This window comes from Pseudoxanthomonas koreensis (assembly GCF_010093225.1).
Classification (GTDB): Bacteria; Pseudomonadota; Gammaproteobacteria; order Xanthomonadales; family Xanthomonadaceae; genus Pseudoxanthomonas; species Pseudoxanthomonas koreensis.
On sequence record NZ_PDWM01000012.1, the window covers coordinates 44,228 to 61,457 of the forward strand.

The following is a 17,230-nucleotide window of genomic DNA, read 5'->3' on the forward strand; positions in this document are numbered from 1 at the left end:
CGGCGCTGGTCTCAGCCGCCCGGCACCGGCCCGGTCGACTGACGCAGCTGCAGCGCGTACGGCATCCGCACCATCCGCCCCGCGCTGCGGTCGCGGATGGCGTTGAGCAGTTGCACGGTGGCCACCTGGCCCATGTCGCGGGTGGGCTGCTGCACCGTGGTCAGCGCCGGGAAGATCTGCTGCGAGATCGGCGTGTTGTCGAAGCCGCACACCGACACATCGCGCGGTACGCGCAGGCCCAGCTCGCTGGCCGCACGCATCACCCCGGCGGCCATGTCGTCGTTGGCGGCGAAGATCGCGGTCGGGCGCTCGGCCAGGGCCAGCAACTGGCGGCCGGCGGCCAGGCCGGAATCGAACGAGAACTCGCCGTCGACCACAAGCGCCGGGTCGTAGCGCAGCCCGGCGCGGCGCAACGCGGTGCGGTAGCCGGCCAGGCGCCACTCGCTGGCGCCGTGGTCGGGATGGCCGCGCACGTGGGCGATGCGGCGGTGGCCGAGCGCGACCAGGTGCTCCATCAGCTCGCACACCGCTTCGTGCTCGTCCAGGGTCACCCCGATGCGGCCCTCGCGCTCCTTCGGCGAGATGCACGAGAACGGGATGCCGCGCTGGTCGAGCCGGTCCAGCAGTTCGGCGCTGTCGGTCAGCGGCGGGGTCAGGATCAACCCGTCCAGGCGCGTCCCCACCACCAGCGCGTCGACCGCGTCGAGGAAGTCCGGGCTGTGGAAGCCCACCGGCTGCATCACCATGCCGTAGTGGTGGCTCTCGCAGGCCTCGACCACGCCGGTGAGGATCTCCATCAGGTAGTTCGGCGAAGGATTGTCGTAGAGCAGCGCCACCAGGTACGAGCGGTTGCCGGCCAGGCTGCGCGCCGAGGGGTCAGGGCGGTAGTTGAGTGCGGCCACCGTCTCCATGACCTTCGCGCGGGTGGCCTCGCGCACGCCCGGCTCGTTGTTGAGCACGCGCGACACCGTCTTCATCGACACGCCGGCCTGCCTGGCGACGTCCTCGATCCTGATCCGCATCGTCATCCCGCTCCCGCCCTGGCCCGGTCCGTGCTCACCAGAACACCGCGTACAGCGCGACCAGGATCGCGACCACGCCCAGCGCGGCGACGTTGAAGCCGGCGCTGGTCGAGTAGTCGACGTCGTCGGTGCGGATCAGGTCGCTGCCGGCCTGCGGCGGCCGCGTCGCCAGCGACACGCCCCAGGCCAGGGCCAGCGCCAGCAGGAACACCAGGCCGACGCGGTCGATGAACGGCAGCGACGGCCAAGCCAGCTTGAGCACGATCGACAGCGCGAACGAACCGGTCGCCGCGGCCAGCGCGCCGGCCTCGTTGGCCCGCTTCCAGAACAGGCCGAGCACGAAGATCACCACGATGCCCGGGGTGAAGAAACCGGTGTATTCCTGTATGTACTGGAACGCCTGGTCGAAGCTGCCCAGCAGCGGGCGCGCGGTCAGGATCGCCAGCAGCACCGACACCACCGCGGCGATGCGACCGACGCGCACCAGGTGGCCCTGGCCGGCATCCGGGCGCTTCTTGGCGTAGAAGTCCAGGGTGAAGATCGTCGCCACCGAATTGATCTTCGAGGCCAGCGAGGCCACGATCGCGGCGACCAGCGCGGCGAACACCAGGCCGAGGATGCCGCCGGGCAGCAGCGCCATCATCGTCGGATAGGCCTGGTCGGGCTTGGCCAGGTCCGGCGCCAGCACAACCGCGGCGATGCCGGGCACCACCACCACCAGCGGCATCAGCAGCTTCAGGAACGCGGCGAACACCACGCCCTTCTGCGCCTCCCTGATGTCCTTGGCCGCCAGCGCGCGCTGGATGATGTACTGGTTGAAGCCCCAGTAACTGATGTTCATGATCCACATGCCGCCGATCAGCACGCTGATGCCCGGCAGGTCCTTGTAGAACGGGTTGTCCTTGCTGAGGATCATCTCGAAGTGGCCCGGATGCTCGGCCCACAGCTTCGAGAAGCCGCCGAGCACGCTGCCGTCGCCGATGTGGCCCAGGGTGATCCCGGTGACCAGCAGGCCGCCCATCACCAGCAGCGTCACCTGGACGATGTCGGTCAGCGCCACCGCCTTGAGCCCGCCGTACAACTGGTACGCCAGCGCGAACAGGCCGAGCAGGGCCAGCGCCAGCATCTGGTCCATGCCGGTGACCTGGGTCACCGCGATCGAGCCCAGCCACAGGATCGAGGTCAGGTTCACGAACACGTACAGGCCCAGCCAGAACACCGCCATCAGCGTGCGGATGCGGGTGCCGTACCGCTCCTCGAGGAACTGCGGCATCGTGTAGATGCGGTTGCGCAGGAAGATCGGCAGGAAGAACTTGCCGACGATCAGCAGCGTAGCCGCCGCCATCCATTCGTAGGAGGCGATCGCCAGACCGAGGGCGTAGCCGGAACCGGACATGCCGATGATCTGCTCGGCGGAGATGTTGGCCGCGATCAGCGAGGCGCCGATCGCCCACCAGGGCAGCGAACGGCTGGCCAGGAAGTAGTCGGTGGTCGATTTCTGGTGCCCCGCCTTCTCCCGCGAGACCCACTGGGCCAAGGCGAAGATGCCCGCCAGGTAGACCAGCACGATCACCACGTCCAGTGTTGCCAGCTTCATCCGCGCTCTCCGGGTTGCTTGCGCTCGGGTGTGCGGGAGGGCGTGGCCCGCCATCCGCGTCGGCACGACGCCGGCAAGGCGGAAGCGGTGATGCAGCCGGCGCCGCCGCCCTCCCGGAGGCGACGCCGGTCCTGGATCGTTGCTACGACTGCGGGCAGGACAGGATGTGCTGCGCCTCGCTGACGGCACCGACCGCCACGCGCGACACCGACAGCGTGGCGGCCGCGTCGCTGTGCAGCTTCAGCAGCAGGTCCAGCTTAGCGGTGTCCGCGCCGCTGGCGGCGAAGCACTTCAGCGGGATGCCCAGCGTGGTCCACTGCCCGGCGGGCAGCGCGGCCAGCGTTTCGCGCAGCGGCAGCGGGGTGCCGGCGCCGGCGCTGGCGCTGCCCGAACCGCTGGCCGGCACCGCGTCCGGGCGCAGGGTCAGCACCAGCAGCAGGTCGCCATTGGTCTCGCGGGCCAGGTCCTGCGGCGGCTCGGAACGGATCGCCGCGGCGGCCGGCTGCGCGCCGGACCAGGGGAGGCGGCGCGCGTCTTCCTGCCGTTCGTGGTCCACCGCGGTCACCGCCAGCGCGTCGCCGGCCAGCGCGACCGGCACCGTGGTCACCGCCCCGGCCGGCGCCTGCGCGCCTTCCAGGCTCAGCGACAGGCCCGGGGCCAGCTGGCCGCCGGCGAAATACACGCCCGCCGGCGCCTGCAGGCCCTCGATGCCCGAGTCTTCCGGCAGCGGCGCCACGTCGCCGTTGTCGGCGTAGGTCAGGCCGTAGCCGAAGGCGAACTGCGGGTCGTGGCCGGGCCTGTTCACCGCCGCGTCGACCGCGTTGCGCGGCCAGGAGAAGCTGAGCTTGCCCTTGAAATCGTGGTCGACGCTGCCGTCGGCCTTGCGCAGCAGCACGTCGGCCACGCCGGCGCCTTCCGAACCCGGCAGCCACGCGGCAACGAAGGCGTCGGCGGCGTTGATCTCGCGGTTCATCCACAGCGGGCGGCCGCTGATGAACACCGCCACCACCGGGATGCCGTCGGCCTTGAGCTTGCGGATCAGCTCCAGGTCGCTGTCGTCGCCCGGATGGAACAGCAGGTTGGGGATGTCGCCCTGGAACTCGGCGTAGGGGTTCTCGCCGAACACGACCACGGCCACGTCCGGCTTCGACTTGTACCTGCCGTCCACCGCCAGCTCGGCCTGGCCACCGCCGGCTTTCACTGCGCGCTGCAGGCCCTCCCAGATCGTGTCCGCGTTCGGGAAGTCGGCGCGCACCGTTCCGGTGCCCTGCCAGTTCAGGGTCCAGCCGCCGGTCTGCTTGCTCATGTTGTCGGCGCCATCGCCGGCGACCAGCACCTTCTGCCCGGTGCGCAGCGGCAGCACGCCGCCCTGGTTCTTCAGCAGCACCAGCGACTCGCGCACCGCCTGCCGCGCCACCGCGCGGTGCTCCGGTGCGCCGAGCAGTTCGAACTTGCCGCCCAGCGCGCGCTGCGAGGGCCTGGGCGCGTCGAACAGGCCCATGCGGAACTTGACCCGCAGGATCCGCTTCACCGCGTCGTCCAGCCGCGCCATCGACAGCGTGCCGTCCTTCGCGGCGGCCAGGGTGCTGTCGTACATGCCCTTCCAGCTGTCCGGCGCCATCGCCATGTCCAGGCCGGCGGTGAAGGTGGCCGGGCAATCGTCATTCGTGCAGCCGGGGATCTGGCCGTGGCCGTTCCAGTCGCCGACGACGAAGCCTCCGAAATTCATCCGCCCCTTCAGCACGTCGGTCAGCAGCGGCTGGTGGCCGTGCATCTTGGTGCCGTGGAAGCTGTTGAACGAGGCCATCACCGACTGCGCGCCGGCCTCGATCGCGGTCCTGTAGCCGGCCGCGTGCACGTCGCGCAGCTCGGCCTCGCTGACCTGGGTGTCGCCCTGGTCGCGCCCGCCGGTGGTGCCGCCGTCGCCGACGAAATGCTTGACCGAGACCATCACCCGGCTGTCGCCGAGGAAGCCGGGCTCGCCGGGCTTGCCCTGCAGGCCCTCGACCATGGCCTTCGCGAACCCGGCCACCACCTGCGGGTTCTCCGAGTAGCCCTCGTAGGCGCGGCCCCAGCGCACGTCCTGCGGCACCGCCACGGTCGGCGCGAACGCCCATTCTATGCCGGTGGTACGGGTCTCCATCGCGGTGATCTCGCCGATCTTCCGCAGCAGTTCCGGGTTGCGGGTGGCGCCGAGGCCGACGTTGTGCGGGAACAGGGTGGCGCCGACGACATTGCTCTGGCCGTGCATCGCGTCGATGCCCCAGATCCCCGGGATCGCCTTGCCGCCGCCGGAGGTGTCCATCGACGCCTCCCAGAACGCATCGGACAGGGCCAGCCATTCGGCCGGGGTCGCGTTGTACCTGCCGCCCGGATCGGAACTGCCGCCGGCCAGGATCGAGCCGAGGCGATACTTGCGCACGTCCTCGGGGGTGATGCTGCCGATGTCGCCCTGGATCAGCTGGCCGACCTTCTCCTCCAGGGTCATCGTCGCCAGCAGGTCGTCGACCTGCTTCTCCAGCGCCGGGTCGGCGGCCAGCGGCCAGGCCAGCTGCGGCCACTGCCCGGGATGGATGCTGCCGTCGGCCGCAGCCGGGGCGGCGGCGGTCGCGGCCGGTTCGGCGCTGCGGTTGCAGGCAGCCAGGACGGCCAGGACCAGCGCGGCGGCGAGCGCGTTGCGGAAACGGGTGGCGGGCACGGCGGTGCCGGCGTGGGTGCTCATCAGGGTTGCTCCCTCTGTTCGTTCGGGCCGGCGCCCGGTCCCCGGGAGCCACGCCGCGGTCAGGCAGTGACGGCCGCAGAGGCTTCGTCAGGAATGGCAGCGCTGTCAACCGCAGCGCCCAGCCATGCCGGGATGGCATGGGCCGGCCCGCACCCCGGCATCCCCCGCGCCGCGGGCCGCAGGGTCGGAAAACCGCGCAACGGCGGGCACCGGGCGCGGCGGGGCAAGCGCGGCGGGCGCCGCCGGCGGGAATGGCGCGCCGCCGCGCCTGTGGCATCGCAGCAACCGCTTTGCGGCGGTCGCGGGACCGCGCGCGCGCTCCGCGCCGGGCCGCCACGCGACCCCCCGCCGCCCCTCCGCGCCCGTGCACCACCGGCCGCCAAGGCCTTCCGGCTTCCGAAGCCGGCGCGACCCTCTCTATAATCGGCGCCAGCTGTGGCCGGCCGCGCCACTCGCCATAGGATGGGATGTGCGTAACTACGACCTGGAATTCCTCAAGCGCTTCTCGCTGGTGATCGGCTTTCTGGGCCTGGTCACCGTGGGCCTGATCCTGCTGGCTGCGTACCTGCACCGCCAGCTGCCGCCGGAAATCTCGCCGACGGCCGCCAGCCGCACCGCGGCGCGCATCCATCCGGTCGGTGCGGTCTATGCCGGCGACACCGGCGCCGCCGCACAGGCCGCCGCCGCGGCCGCCGCCGCGGCCAAGGCCGCCGGCCAGGTCGCCTACGGCGGCACCACCGACGGCGCGGTGATCTACGAGAACCTGTGCGGCGCCTGCCACACCAACGGCGTGGGCATGGCCCCGACCCTGGACCACGCGCACTGGGATGCGCGCATCGCCCAGGGCGCCGAAACCCTGCACAGGCACGCCATCGAGGGCTTCACCGGCCCGGACGGCGGGATCATGCCGCCGAAGGGCGGCAACCCGGCACTGACCGATGAGCAGGTGATCGCCACGGTCGACTGGATGCTCGCCAACCTCAAGTAAGCCCGGCTCCATCGCACCAACGCCGCCTCCGGGCGGCGTTGTCGTTTCCGCAGCATCGATTCCGCACCGCCGAGGGCACGCCCATGCGCCGATTCCCCGCCCACCGCGTCGCCGCGCTGGCCTTGCTCCTGGCTGCCGGACCGCTGCCGGCGCTTGCCGGCACCGGGTCGGCCGCCAATGCCGCGGACAGGGGCGAGCCGGCAACGGGCGGCCCGGCGAAAGGCCGCGCGGTCGCGATCGCCCAGGTCCAGGGCCGCGGCGCGGCCAGCCCGCTGGCCGGCGAACCGGTGGTGCTCACCGCCACCGTCAGCGCCGATTTCCGCGAAGGCCTGGGCGGGCTGTTCGTGCAGGACGCCGGCGACGGCGACGCTGCCACCTCCGACGGCCTGTTCGTGCGCGCCGCCGAAGGCTTCCAGTTCCCCGCCGACGTGGCCGCGGGCCGGCAATGCCGCTTCCACGGCCGGGTGATCGAGGAAAAACGCGGCGCCGACAGCGCGACCACGCTGCTGGCCGGGCACATCGACCGCTGCCGCGACGCCGCGCCGGTGCCCGCGCTGGCGCTCGATGCGCTGCCCGCCGACTGGGAAGCGCTGGAAGGCATGCGCGTGCGCATCGATGCGCCGCTGGCCGTCACCGGCACCGACGCGGTGCAGCGCTTCGGCGAACTGGCGGTGTCGTTCGACGGACGCCAGTGGCAGCCCAGCGAGGTGGCGCGACCCGGTTCGCCGGAGCACGCGACGGGGGCCGCGCGCAACGCGCGCCAGCGGCTGCTGCTGGACGACGGCAGCCAGCAGCGCGATCCGGCGCAGGTCGCCTGGCTGGACGGGCGCGAGATCCCGCGCGTGGGCGCCACGGTGCGCGACGCCGAAGGCATCGTCGAACAGCGCCACGGCGGCTGGCGGCTGCAGCTCGACGCCGCGCCGCGGATCGAGGCCGCCGCGCGGCCGGCGCCGCCGCAGGTGCCCGGCAACGTGCGCGTGGCCGCGTTCAACCTGGAGAACCTGTTCAACGGCGACGGCCGCGGCGGCGGTTTCCCGACCGAACGCGGCGCGCGCACGCCGCAGGCGCTGGACGCGCAGCTGGCCAAGCTGGTCGCCACCATCCGCGACCTCGACCCGGACGTGGCCGCGCTGATGGAGCTGGAGAATGACGGCCATGACGCGGACTCCAGCCTGGCGCGGCTGCTGCGCGAGCTCAATGAGGGCGATAGCGCGCAGTGGCGCTTCGTCGATGCAGGCCGCGGCCCGGGCACGGACACCATCCGCGTCGGCCTCATCTACCGCGGCGATCGCGTGGTCGCGCGCGGCAGGCCGGCGGTGCTGGAGGGCGGACCGTTCGGCGAACGCAGCCGGGTGCCGCTGGCGCAGGCGTTCAGGCGCAAGGACGGCGGCAAGGAATTCGTCGTCGTCGCCAACCACTTCAAGTCAAAGGGCTGCAGCGAGGCCGAAGGCGCCGATGCCGACCAGAAGGACGGCCAGGGCTGCTGGAACGGGCTACGCCTGGACTCGGCGCAGCGCCTGCACCGCTGGCTGGAATCGGCGCCGCTGGGCAAGGACCGCGAACGCGTGGTGATCCTCGGCGACTTCAACGCCTACGCGATGGAAGACCCGGTGCGCTGGCTGCGCGAGCAGGGCTGGAGCGATGCCTTCGCTGCCGTCGCCGACGCTGCGGCTGGCTCTGCGGCTGGCGCCGGGACTGGCGCTGCGGGCGACGCCGCCAGCGGCAGCGCGGCCGGGCGCCCCTGGAGCTACGTCTACCAGGGCCTGAGCGGGCGCCTGGACCACGCGTTGCTGAGCCCGTCGCTGCTGCCGCACCTGCGCGGCGCGGCCGAATGGCACGTCAACGCCGACGAGCCGGACGACGCCGGCTACGCCGGCCGCAACGTGCCCGGCCCCTGGCGCAGCTCCGACCACGACCCGCTGCTGCTGGGCTTCGACCTGTAGCGGCTCAGCCGGCGGGGCCGTGCAGATAGTCCAGGCTCACCTGCAGCAGCGCGCGGAAGCCCACGTCCAGCGCGGTCTCGTCGAGGACGAACTCCGGCGAATGGTTGCTCGGCGCAGTCGCCGGGTCGGTGCCCGGCGCGGTGGCGCCGACGAAGAAGAACAGCGCCGGCGCCTTCTGCCCGAACAGCGAGAAATCTTCCGAGCCCATCTGCAACGGCGGCTCGAACACGTTGCCTGCGCCGACCACCGCCTGCAGGCTGGGCAGCATCCTGGCGGTCAGCGCCGGGTCGTTGATCGTGGCCGGGTTGCCCTCGCTGTCGGGCACCTTCACCTCCACCTTCGCCCCATGCGCGGCGGCCACGTGCTCGGACACGTTGCGCAGGTCGGCGAAGATCTTCTCGCGCATGCCGGCGTCGAAGGTGCGGATGGTGCCGATCAGCTCCACGTCGTCGGGAATGATGTTGTAGCGGATGCCGCCCTTGACCGCGCCGAAGGTGACCACCGCCGGCAGCTTCGCGATGTCGGTGCGGCGGGAAACAATCGTCTGCGCGCTGCCGACCAGGTCGGCCGCGGCCACGATCGGGTCGATTCCGCCCCACGGCCGCGAACCGTGCGTCTGCCGGCCGACCACCTTGATGCTGAAACGGTCCGAGGCCGCCATCAGCGGCCCGCCGCGCACCGCGATCTGCCCGGCCGGCACGGTGGAAAACACGTGCAGCCCGAACACCGCCTCGGGCTTGAAGCCATCGAAGATGCCCTGCGCCAGCATCATCGAGGCACCACCATCCTCGTCCACCGGCGGGCCTTCCTCGGCCGGCTGGAACACCAGCATGACCTCGCCCGGCAGGGTGTCCTTCATCGCCACCAGCGCCTTGGCCACGCCGAGCAGGATGCCCGTATGCGCGTCGTGGCCGCAGGCGTGCATCACCCCGACCGTCTCGCCGCGGAACTCGGCGGTGGCCTTCGAGGCGAAGGGCAACCCGGTGCGCTCGGCCACCGGCAGCGCGTCCATGTCCGCGCGCAGGGCGATCCGCGGTCCCGGCTTGCCACCCTTGATGATCGCCACGACACCGTGGTGGGCGATCCCGGTCTTCGGCTCCAGCCCCATCCGCCGCAGTTCCTCGGCCACGATCTTCGAAGTACGCACCTCGCGGTTGGACAGCTCCGGGTGCTGGTGGAAGTCGCGGCGCCAGTCGACCACCTGCTGCTGCAGCTGCGCGGCCGCGGCGGCCACTTCGGGGCGCTGCGCGGCGCCGGCCGACGCAGGCAGGGCAAGCGCGAGGGCGCAGGCAAGCAGGGAAACACTCGAGCGGGCAGCCAGGGACATCGCGCGACTCCGGTAGGTGGTCCATCGATGCTACCGGTTGTGCCCGCCCGGTGGCGGGATCGGGCCCGTCCGGACCTGCCGCCATCCGCGCCCATGGGAGACGGCGGGCAGGAGAACGACCGCCGGACCTTAGAATGACGGCCCGCGCCACGCCCTCCGCGCCGGCACCTTCCCCCCGGCCTCGCCATGCCCGAACTCGCCCTGCAGATCCTGCTGCTGCTGTTCCTCGCCGCGGTGCTGGCCGGCTTCATCGACGCCATCGCCGGCGGCGGCGGCATGGTCACCCTGCCGGCGATGCTGCTGGCGGGCATCCCACCGCTGGCGGCGCTGGGCACCAACAAGCTGCAGTCGCTGTTCGGCTCGGCCTCGGCCAGCTGGTCGTCCGCGCGGCACGGGCACGTGGACCTGCACGGGCAGTTGCCGATGGTGCTCACCGCCGCGGCAGGCGCGGTGGCCGGCGCGCTGGCGGCCACGGTCGTGCCCGGCGCCTGGCTGCGCGCGTTGCTGCCGTTCCTGCTGGTCGGGATCGCCCTGTACTTCGCGCTCAAGCCGGACATCGGCGCGGTCGACCGGCACCGGCGGATGTCGCCGCGCGTGTTCGGGCTGACCTTCGTGCCGGTGATCGGCTTCTACGACGGCGTGTTCGGGCCGGGCACCGGCTCGTTCCTGATGCTCGGCTTCGTCGGCCTGGCCGGGTTCGGCCTGCTCAAGGCCACCGCGCACACCAAGTTCCTCAATTTCGGCTCGAACGTGGGCGCGTCCGTGGTGTTCCTGGCCAGCGGCGCGGTGCTGTGGAAGGTTGGCCTGCTGATGGGCGCCGGGCAGTTCCTTGGCGCGCAGTTGGGGTCGCGCTTCGCCATGCGCCACGGCACGAAGGTGATCAAGCCGCTGCTGGTGACGGTGTCGCTGCTGCTGGCGCTGAAACTGCTGGCCGACCCCACCCACCCCCTGCGCACCTGGCTGGCCCTGTAGGGCTTCCTGTAGGAGCCCACTTCAGGGGGCGACCCGACGATGCCTGGAGGCGCCGCGCCCAACGCGACACCTCCGGAGCCTGCGCGCTGGACACCGCGCCTTCCGGCGCCCGCGTCGCCCCCTGAAGTGGGCTCCTACAGAAGGCCATCGCGCTGCGGTGGGGTCAGCGGAACACCCCGGCCCGGGCGACGGAAGCGGCGCGGCGCGCTACCATGCCGGTCCCCCTGAGTACCCACAGGAACCGCGCACCGTGTCCATCAACCAGGAACAGAAGAACCGCATCGCCACCGGCCAGGGCTTCATCGCCGCCCTCGACCAGAGCGGCGGCAGCACGCCCAAGGCTCTGAAGCTCTATGGCATCGACGAATCGGCCTATTCCGGCGACGCGGAGATGTTCGCCCTGGTGCACGCGATGCGCAGCCGCATCGTCACCAGCCCGGCCTTCGGCGGCGGGCGCGTGCTCGGCGCGATCCTGTTCGAGCGCACCATGGACGACAGCTTCGGCGGCAAGGACGCGGTCGCCTACCTGTGGGAAGACAAGGGCGTGGTCCCGTTCCTGAAGATCGACAAGGGCCTGGAGGACGAGGCCGACGGCGTGCAGCTGCTCAAGCCGATCCCCGGGCTGGACGCGCTGCTGGCGCGGGCCAGGGCCAAGGGCGTGTTCGGCACCAAGGAGCGCTCGGTGATCAAGGCCAACAATGCCGGCGGCATCGCCCGCGTGCTCGACCAGCAGTTCGAACTCGCCCGCCAGGTGCTGGCCGCCGGCCTGGTGCCGATCGTCGAGCCGGAAGTGGACATCAAGGCCGCCGAGAAGCAGGCCATCGAAGTGGAACTGAAGAAGGGCCTGCTCGCGCGCCTGGACCAGCTCGATCCAGCCACCCCGGTCGTGCTCAAGCTGACCCTGCCCAGCGTGGACGGCTACTTCCAGGAACTGGTCGACCACCCGGCCGTGCTCAAGGTGGTCGCGCTGTCGGGCGGCTACAGCCGCGACGACGCCAACGCGAAGCTGGCGAAGAACCCCGGCGTGATCGCCAGCTTCAGCCGCGCCCTGACCGAAGGCCTGAGCGCGCAGCAGAGCGACGCCGAATTCAACCAGGCGCTGGACGCGGCGATCGAATCGATCTACCGCGCCTCGATCGCCTGAAACGGCCGCCGGCGCAGCCGTGCCCACGGTTGCGCCAACGCCGTCCGGCACGTAGAGCGGGGCTTGCCCCGCTGCCCCCCGGTTTCCGGCGACGACGCAAAGGCAACGGGGCAAACCCCGCTCTACGAAACGGTGTGACAGGCTCTCGCGATGCTTCCCGGATCCGGCAACCCGCCGCCGACAGACAACGACCCGCGCCCGCAGCCGCCGGAAAAGCCGCTGCCGCAGGAGTGCTGCGAAAGCGGCTGCCCCATCTGCGTCTACGACCTCTACGCCGAGGCGCTGGAGGAATACCGCCAGCAGCTGGCCGCATGGAAGCTGCGCCACCCGGACGCCGACCTGTAGGAGCTCCCTTCAGGGGCGATCCGATTCCGTCCGGATGCGCCGCGTTCGACGCGAAGCTTCCGGATCGGCCGCATTGACCGCAGCCGTGTCCAAGCGCCCTCGGGTCGCCCCTGAAGGGAGCTCCTACAGGTGAGCGTCGACGGCCTGGGCGATCTGCGGGGGGGACTGGAAGCCGGGCAGGCGCGCCACCTCGGCGCCCTCGCGGAACACCGCCAGGGTCGGAGTCTGGCGCAGGCCCAGGCCGCGGAAGAATTCCTCGCCGACCTGTTCCATCTTCACCTTGAGCAGGACCACGCCGGCGGCGCCCGGCCCGGCGGCAAACTTCTTCAGCGACAGGTCGAGCATGGTGCAGCCCGGGCAGTTGTCCTTGTGGAAGTCGACCAGCAGGCGCGGGTGCGCGGACAGGGCGGCGGCGTAGTCGTCAGGCGACGAAGCGTGCAGGGTCTGCATGGAGAATGGTCTCGCTCGGCATGCCCGGATCCAGCATGCGTTGGGTACAGGTCAGGACATGGTCGGTCCAGCGCTGGATCGCCAGCGCGTCGCACTCGCCATGCGGCATCTGCTCGATCTCCAGGCGCGGGTGGACGCTGCCGAAGAACGCGGCGATGCGGCGCACCGCACCGCAGTAGTACTCCTCGCCCCACTGGGTCTCGCCGGTGCCGAACACGGCCACCTGCGGCGGCTTGCCCACCGCCTCGACCAGCGCGGCGATCAGGTGCTTCATTTCCGACGGCGTGCGCCCGGCGTTGTCGCTCCAGCTGCCGAACAGGTACAGGTCGTGGCGCGGTTCGCCGGCGTCGGCCAGGGTCTGCACCCCGGCCTCGATCCAGTCCACCTGGTGCCCCAGCACCTCGCAGCGCGCGCGCACCTGGCGGGCAACGTCGCGGGTGTTGCCGCTGAGGGAGGTGAAAGCGATCAGGATGCGCATGGGGTGCCGGGCGTGGCGGTCGTGGTCATGCCCGCTCCTACAGGTCGTCGAAGCCGTTGTCCGAGTTGGTCTTCTTGTAGCTGGCGTTGCGCATCTCGAAGAAATCGGTCTTGGTCTCGGTGAAGTTGTCGGCGTAGGCCTTGATCCACGGCATCACGTTGTCGGTGGTCTCCGCGTACAGCTTCTCGATGCCGAGCATCCCCGACATCTTGTTGGCCCGGTACTTCACGTAGCGGATCATCTCGTCCACGTCGATGCCGTCGATGCCGTCCAGGACCTCGCCGGTCCACTGCGTCTCCAGCTCGATCGCATGCTGGAAGGCCTGGTGCACGTAGTCGGTCAGCTCGTCGGTCTGCAGCTCCGGGTTCTCGCCGACGATGGCGCGGATCACCTCGCTGATGAACTTGGTGTGGGCCAGCTCGTCGCGGTTGATGAAGCTGATGATCTTGCCGGTGCCGGTCATCCGGTTCTGCCGCACCAGGTTGTAGAAGTAGGCGAAGCCGGAATAGAAGTTGATGCCCTCCAGGATCGAGGACTGGGTCAGCGAGCGCAGCAGGGTCTCGGCGGTCTTCTCGCGCATGAAGTCGTCGTACGAGGCCATGATCGGCGCGTTGCGGCGCTGGATCGTCGGGTGCGTGCGCGCGATCTCGAACACCCGGTTCTGGTTCTGCAGGTCGGTGATCGAGGCGAGCACGTAGCTGTAGCTTTCGTTGTGGATCACTTCCTGCTGGCCGATGATCGCCGCGTTGGCGTGCGCGGCCGGGTCGGTGATGTACTCGGCGACGTTGTAGATGAAGCGCGTCTGCGGCGAGTCCAGGGTGGCGAGCAGGCCGATGATCGAGTCGTAGGCGTTCTTCTCGCGCGCGGAGAGCTCGCCGTACTGCCGGGCGTCGCCCTTCATGTCGACCTCGTCCGGGATCCAGAAGTTGGTCGAGAGCTCCTTGTAGGCGCGGTAGAACGACGGGTACGGGATGTCGTTCCAGTTGAGGATGCCGGAGGTGCGGCCGTTGATGATCCCGGTGGAGCGATTCGGGTGGCGCGGCTCGAGAATGCGGATGCGTTCGAGCGGGGTGGCGGTGAGCGGTGCGGCGATGGACATGTGCTTTCTCGCGTTCCGGTTCTGCGCAGCGGCACGAACCTCATGGAGGAAAGCCCCCCTGGGTCAGGGGGGCGCGCCGAAGGCGCGGGGGTCTGGGTGCTGGTGAGAGAGGCCCGCGGTTCGAGAGGCGAACCGTGGGCGCTGAAAGCGCGAATGCGCTTTCAGCTTCCACACCATTCGCACTCCGTGATATCGATGTCGTTGGAGCGCACGTAGTAGGTGGTCTTGATGCCCTCGCGCCACGCGGTCATGTGCAGCTCCAGCAACGTGGACGCGCGGATCGTCGAAGGCACGTACAGGTTGAAGCTGATCGCCTGGTCGACGTGGCGCTGGCGGCGCGCGTTCTGCCGCACCGAGGCGAACTGGTCGACCTTGTACGCGCCCTTCTCGTAGTACGGCCAGGTCTCCAGCGACAGCCCCGGCGCGGCGACCGGGCGGCGGAAGTCCTTCTTCTCCTCGTAGTAGAACGCCGAGTAGATCGGGTCGATCGAGGCGGTCGAACCGGCGATCTGCGCGGTGGACATGTTCGGCGCCACCGCCAGCAGCCAGCCGTTGCGCACGCCGTTGACCCCGACCTGCGCGGCCAGGTCCAGCCACTGCGCGCTGTTGTAGCCGCGGTCGCGGAAGTAGGCGCCGGTATGCCAGTCGCTGCCCGGGAAGGACGGATAGGTGCCCTTTTCCTTCGCCAGCGCCATGCTCGCCTGCACGGTGAGGAAGTTGATCCGCTCGTACAGCGTATCGCTGTACTCCTCGGCCTCGGCCGCGTCCCAGTGGATGCCCTTCTGCGCCAGCAGGTGGTGCCAGCCGAAGGTGCCCAGGCCGATCGCGCGGTACTTGCGGTTGGTGATCGTGGCCTGCGGCACCGGCAGGTCGTTGAGGTCGATCACGTTGTCGAGCATGCGCACCTGGATCGGGATCAGGCGCTCGAGCACGTCGGTGATCAGGTCGCCCTGGCCTTCCTGCGGCAGCACCGCACGGCCCAGGTTGATCGAGGACAGGTTGCAGACCACGAAATCGCCGGCCTGCCGGGTGGTCACGATCTGGTTGCCGGAGATGATCTCCTGCATGAGCCGGGTCGGGCTCATGTTCTGCAGGATCTCGGTGCACAGGTTGGACGAATAGACCATGCCGGCGTGCTTGTTCGGGTTCTTCCGGTTCACTTCGTCCCGGTAGAACATGAACGGGTTGCCGGTCTCCAGCTGGCTGACCATGATCCGCTTGAAGATGTCGATCGCCTTGACCGTCCTGCGCGAGATGCGCTCGTCGGCGACGACCTCGTCGTACTTCTTGCGGAACTCGCCCTCGCCCTTCTTGCCGTCGAAGAAGTCCTGCAGGTACCAGCCCTTGATCCGCTTCACCTCGTGCGGGTCGAACAGGTACCAGTCGCCGCGCCGCTCCACCGCTTCCATGAAGATGTCGGGGATGCAGACCGAGGTGAACACGTCGTGCGCGCGCAGGCGCTGGTCGCCGTTGTTCAGGCGCAGGTCGAGGAAGGCCTCGATGTCGCGGTGCCAGATATCGAGGTAGACCGCCACCGCACCCTTGCGCTGGCCGAGCTGGTCCACCGACACGGCGGTGTTGTTGAGCTGCTTGATCCACGGCACCACGCCGCCGGACGAATTGGGCACGCCGCGGATCGCCGAACCGGACGAACGCACGTAGCCCAGGTAGGCGCCGACGCCGCCGCCCCCCTTGGACACGCGCGCGATGTCGGTGTTGGAGTCGTAGATCCCCTGCAGCGAGTCGTCGACCGTGTCTATGAAGCACGAGGACAGCTGCCCGCCGATCTTGCCGGCGTTCTGCAGGGTCGGCGTGGCCACGGTCATGTACAGGTTGGACAGCGCCCAGTAGGCCTCGCCGACCAGCTGCATGCGCCGCTCGCGCGGCTTCTCGTCCTGCATCAGGTACAGGGCGATGGTCAGCCAGCGCTCCTGCGGCAGCTCGAACACGCCGCGCGAGGTGTCGGTGGCCAGGTAGCGGGTGGCCAGCAGGTACAGGCCGTTGTAGGCGAACAGCCTGTCGCGCTCGGGTTCGATCATGCGCCCGGCTTCCTGCAACTCCTCCTTCGAGTACGCCCGCAGGATGTCGTTGGAATAGACGTTACGGTCGGCCAGGCTCTCCTGCAGGCCGACGTAGGAACCGTACTTCTGCTCGGCGTCGTAGAAGCGGTTGCGGCTGGCGCGCTTGTACAGGCGGCGCAGGTAGATGCGCGCAGCGAAATGCTCCCACTCCGGCGCGGCCAGGTCCACGCGCGCCTCGGCCTCGCGGATCAGGTGGTCGACCAGGTCGTCGGCGTTGACCGCCTCCTTGCGCTCGACGAAGCCGAACACGCTGCGCTTGTAGTCGGCGATCTCCAGCTGCGGGAATTCGGCGTGGATCGCATCGATGCTGCGCTCCACGCGCGCGCGGTCGAACGGGATGCGGCGGTTGCCCGCTTCCTTGGTGATCCAGGTGGAGACGCTGCTTTCGTCGATGGCGTGGGTGGGCATGGGCGGGGCCCGGGGCGGCGGCGGCACGAGGTCGACCGGGGCGGTGGCGACAACCGGAGCCGCAAGGGAAGTCGCGGATGCGGGCGCCTGCTGCAGCGCGGCGGGAGGAATGGCCGGTCCCGCGGTGCCGGGGATGGCCGCAGCGTCCTGCGCGGCCTCGCTGGCGAGGGTGTCCTGATGGGTCATGCGTCTGCCTCCGTTGCGTGATGCACGCGACGCCCCGACCCTCGCGGTGGCGCGGCGGTCGCGGAACAGAGGATGGGAATGCGGCGTCGCAGGGAATGAGAGCCACCGGCCTGGGCCGGTCCCTGCGTCGCCAGCCATCTCCCCCCGGAGATTCCGCGGCCGGCACCGCGCGGTGTGCTGCGCGCGGCTGTCGGCAGGTCTTCGGACTCGGGGGCGCGGAAGGCCGGGGCCTTCCTCCTACCCGCCGCTTCCCGGGACCGTGGTCCCAGTGCTCTCTTGGCGGGGTCGTTCCCAGTTACCGCTGCGGGGCAGTGCCGGAATGGCGCTTCACGCGCTTCACCGGCTTCCCTTTTGATCCGGCGACGAGCGGGCCGCCGGAACCGACGGACACAAGATAGTGGGGTAGATCGGCGAACGTCAACCTATATGTCGTATCGCATCCCGTGGCAGGCCCGGATCGGCGACACT

At 70.3% G+C, this 17,230-nt stretch carries 13 protein-coding genes and 1 riboswitch; of the genes, 5 read left to right on the top strand and 8 right to left on the bottom strand.

All coding sequences use genetic code 11. The annotated features are described in order from the left end of the window. Positions 1-11: 11 nt before the first annotated feature. From CSC64_RS05565 to CSC64_RS05575, 3 genes are all read right to left on the bottom strand, one after another. Complete coding sequence (locus tag CSC64_RS05565; RefSeq protein WP_162434336.1) at positions 12-1,022, bottom strand: LacI family DNA-binding transcriptional regulator; 1,011 nt, start codon at positions 1,020-1,022, stop codon at positions 12-14. Between the two features lie 34 nt (positions 1,023-1,056). Further along, complete coding sequence (locus CSC64_RS05570; RefSeq protein WP_162434337.1) at positions 1,057-2,619, bottom strand: sodium/sugar symporter; 1,563 nt, start codon at positions 2,617-2,619, stop codon at positions 1,057-1,059. A gap of 142 nt (positions 2,620-2,761) precedes the next feature. Continuing rightward, a complete protein-coding gene (locus CSC64_RS05575; RefSeq protein WP_162434338.1) occupies positions 2,762-5,341 on the bottom strand; it encodes a glycoside hydrolase family 3 protein in 2,580 nt (859 codons plus the stop codon). Between the two features lie 469 nt (positions 5,342-5,810). On the opposite strand from CSC64_RS05575, the gene CSC64_RS05580 reads away from it, so the two are divergent. Both CSC64_RS05580 and CSC64_RS05585 read left to right on the top strand, forming a co-directional pair. Continuing rightward, positions 5,811-6,329 carry a c-type cytochrome gene (locus tag CSC64_RS05580; protein WP_162434339.1) on the top strand — a complete coding sequence of 173 codons (519 nt, stop codon included), beginning with the start codon at positions 5,811-5,813 and terminating at the stop codon, positions 6,327-6,329. A 128-nt stretch (positions 6,330-6,457) separates the two neighbouring features. After that, positions 6,458-8,272: an ExeM/NucH family extracellular endonuclease gene (locus tag CSC64_RS05585; RefSeq protein ID WP_425501681.1), complete on the top strand. Its 1,815-nt coding sequence runs from the start codon at positions 6,458-6,460 to the stop codon at positions 8,270-8,272. 4 nt (positions 8,273-8,276) lie between these two features. On the opposite strand, the gene CSC64_RS05590 is transcribed toward CSC64_RS05585, so the two are convergent. Then, the gene (locus CSC64_RS05590; protein WP_162434341.1) at positions 8,277-9,599 is read right to left on the bottom strand and encodes an amidohydrolase; all 1,323 of its coding nucleotides are present in this window, start codon (positions 9,597-9,599) and stop codon (positions 8,277-8,279) included. Positions 9,600-9,785: 186 nt separating this feature from the next. Here CSC64_RS05590 and CSC64_RS05595 point away from each other — a divergent pair, with 186 nt between their 5' ends. From CSC64_RS05595 to CSC64_RS05605, 3 genes are all read left to right on the top strand, one after another. Continuing rightward, entirely contained in the window at positions 9,786-10,571 is a 786-nt protein-coding gene (locus CSC64_RS05595; RefSeq protein WP_162434342.1) for a TSUP family transporter, read from the top strand. 250 nt (positions 10,572-10,821) lie between these two features. Further along, entirely contained in the window at positions 10,822-11,715 is an 894-nt protein-coding gene (locus CSC64_RS05600) for a fructose bisphosphate aldolase (RefSeq protein WP_202922317.1), read from the top strand. 150 nt (positions 11,716-11,865) lie between these two features. Next, the gene (locus CSC64_RS05605) at positions 11,866-12,060 is read left to right on the top strand and encodes an oxidoreductase-like domain-containing protein (protein ID WP_162434343.1); all 195 of its coding nucleotides are present in this window, start codon (positions 11,866-11,868) and stop codon (positions 12,058-12,060) included. A gap of 123 nt (positions 12,061-12,183) precedes the next feature. Here CSC64_RS05605 and CSC64_RS05610 read toward each other — a convergent pair whose 3' ends face one another. The 4 genes from CSC64_RS05610 to CSC64_RS05625 all read right to left on the bottom strand — a co-directional run bounded on the left by CSC64_RS05610 (position 12,184) and on the right by CSC64_RS05625 (position 16,762). Continuing rightward, on the bottom strand, positions 12,184-12,510 hold the full coding sequence (locus CSC64_RS05610) for a thioredoxin family protein (RefSeq protein WP_162434344.1): 327 nt from the start codon (positions 12,508-12,510) through the stop codon (positions 12,184-12,186). Next, positions 12,482-12,988 carry a flavodoxin gene (locus CSC64_RS05615; RefSeq protein ID WP_162434345.1) on the bottom strand — a complete coding sequence of 169 codons (507 nt, stop codon included), beginning with the start codon at positions 12,986-12,988 and terminating at the stop codon, positions 12,482-12,484. Before CSC64_RS05615 ends, CSC64_RS05610 begins: the two co-directional genes overlap by 29 nt. A gap of 37 nt (positions 12,989-13,025) precedes the next feature. After that, on the bottom strand, positions 13,026-14,087 hold the full coding sequence (locus CSC64_RS05620) for a ribonucleotide-diphosphate reductase subunit beta (RefSeq protein WP_162434346.1): 1,062 nt from the start codon (positions 14,085-14,087) through the stop codon (positions 13,026-13,028). A 161-nt stretch (positions 14,088-14,248) separates the two neighbouring features. Beyond that, positions 14,249-16,762 carry a ribonucleoside-diphosphate reductase subunit alpha gene (locus tag CSC64_RS05625; RefSeq protein WP_162434347.1) on the bottom strand — a complete coding sequence of 838 codons (2,514 nt, stop codon included), beginning with the start codon at positions 16,760-16,762 and terminating at the stop codon, positions 14,249-14,251. 175 nt (positions 16,763-16,937) lie between these two features. Next, a riboswitch (cobalamin riboswitch) is annotated at positions 16,938-17,162 on the bottom strand. Positions 17,163-17,230: the final 68 nt, after the last annotated feature.

Coding starts and splice junctions, on each gene's coding strand:
- CSC64_RS05565 (WP_162434336.1), bottom strand. CDS start 1,022: ATGCGGATCAGGATCGAGGACGTCGCCAGGCAGGCCGGCGTGTCGATG.
- CSC64_RS05570 (WP_162434337.1), bottom strand. CDS start 2,619: ATGAAGCTGGCAACACTGGACGTGGTGATCGTGCTGGTCTACCTGGCG.
- CSC64_RS05575 (WP_162434338.1), bottom strand. CDS start 5,341: ATGAGCACCCACGCCGGCACCGCCGTGCCCGCCACCCGTTTCCGCAAC.
- CSC64_RS05590 (WP_162434341.1), bottom strand. CDS start 9,599: ATGTCCCTGGCTGCCCGCTCGAGTGTTTCCCTGCTTGCCTGCGCCCTC.
- CSC64_RS05595 (WP_162434342.1), top strand. CDS start 9,786: ATGCCCGAACTCGCCCTGCAGATCCTGCTGCTGCTGTTCCTCGCCGCG.
- CSC64_RS05605 (WP_162434343.1), top strand. CDS start 11,866: ATGCTTCCCGGATCCGGCAACCCGCCGCCGACAGACAACGACCCGCGC.
- CSC64_RS05610 (WP_162434344.1), bottom strand. CDS start 12,510: ATGCAGACCCTGCACGCTTCGTCGCCTGACGACTACGCCGCCGCCCTG.
- CSC64_RS05615 (WP_162434345.1), bottom strand. CDS start 12,988: ATGCGCATCCTGATCGCTTTCACCTCCCTCAGCGGCAACACCCGCGAC.
- CSC64_RS05620 (WP_162434346.1), bottom strand. CDS start 14,087: ATGTCCATCGCCGCACCGCTCACCGCCACCCCGCTCGAACGCATCCGC.
- CSC64_RS05625 (WP_162434347.1), bottom strand. CDS start 16,762: ATGACCCATCAGGACACCCTCGCCAGCGAGGCCGCGCAGGACGCTGCG.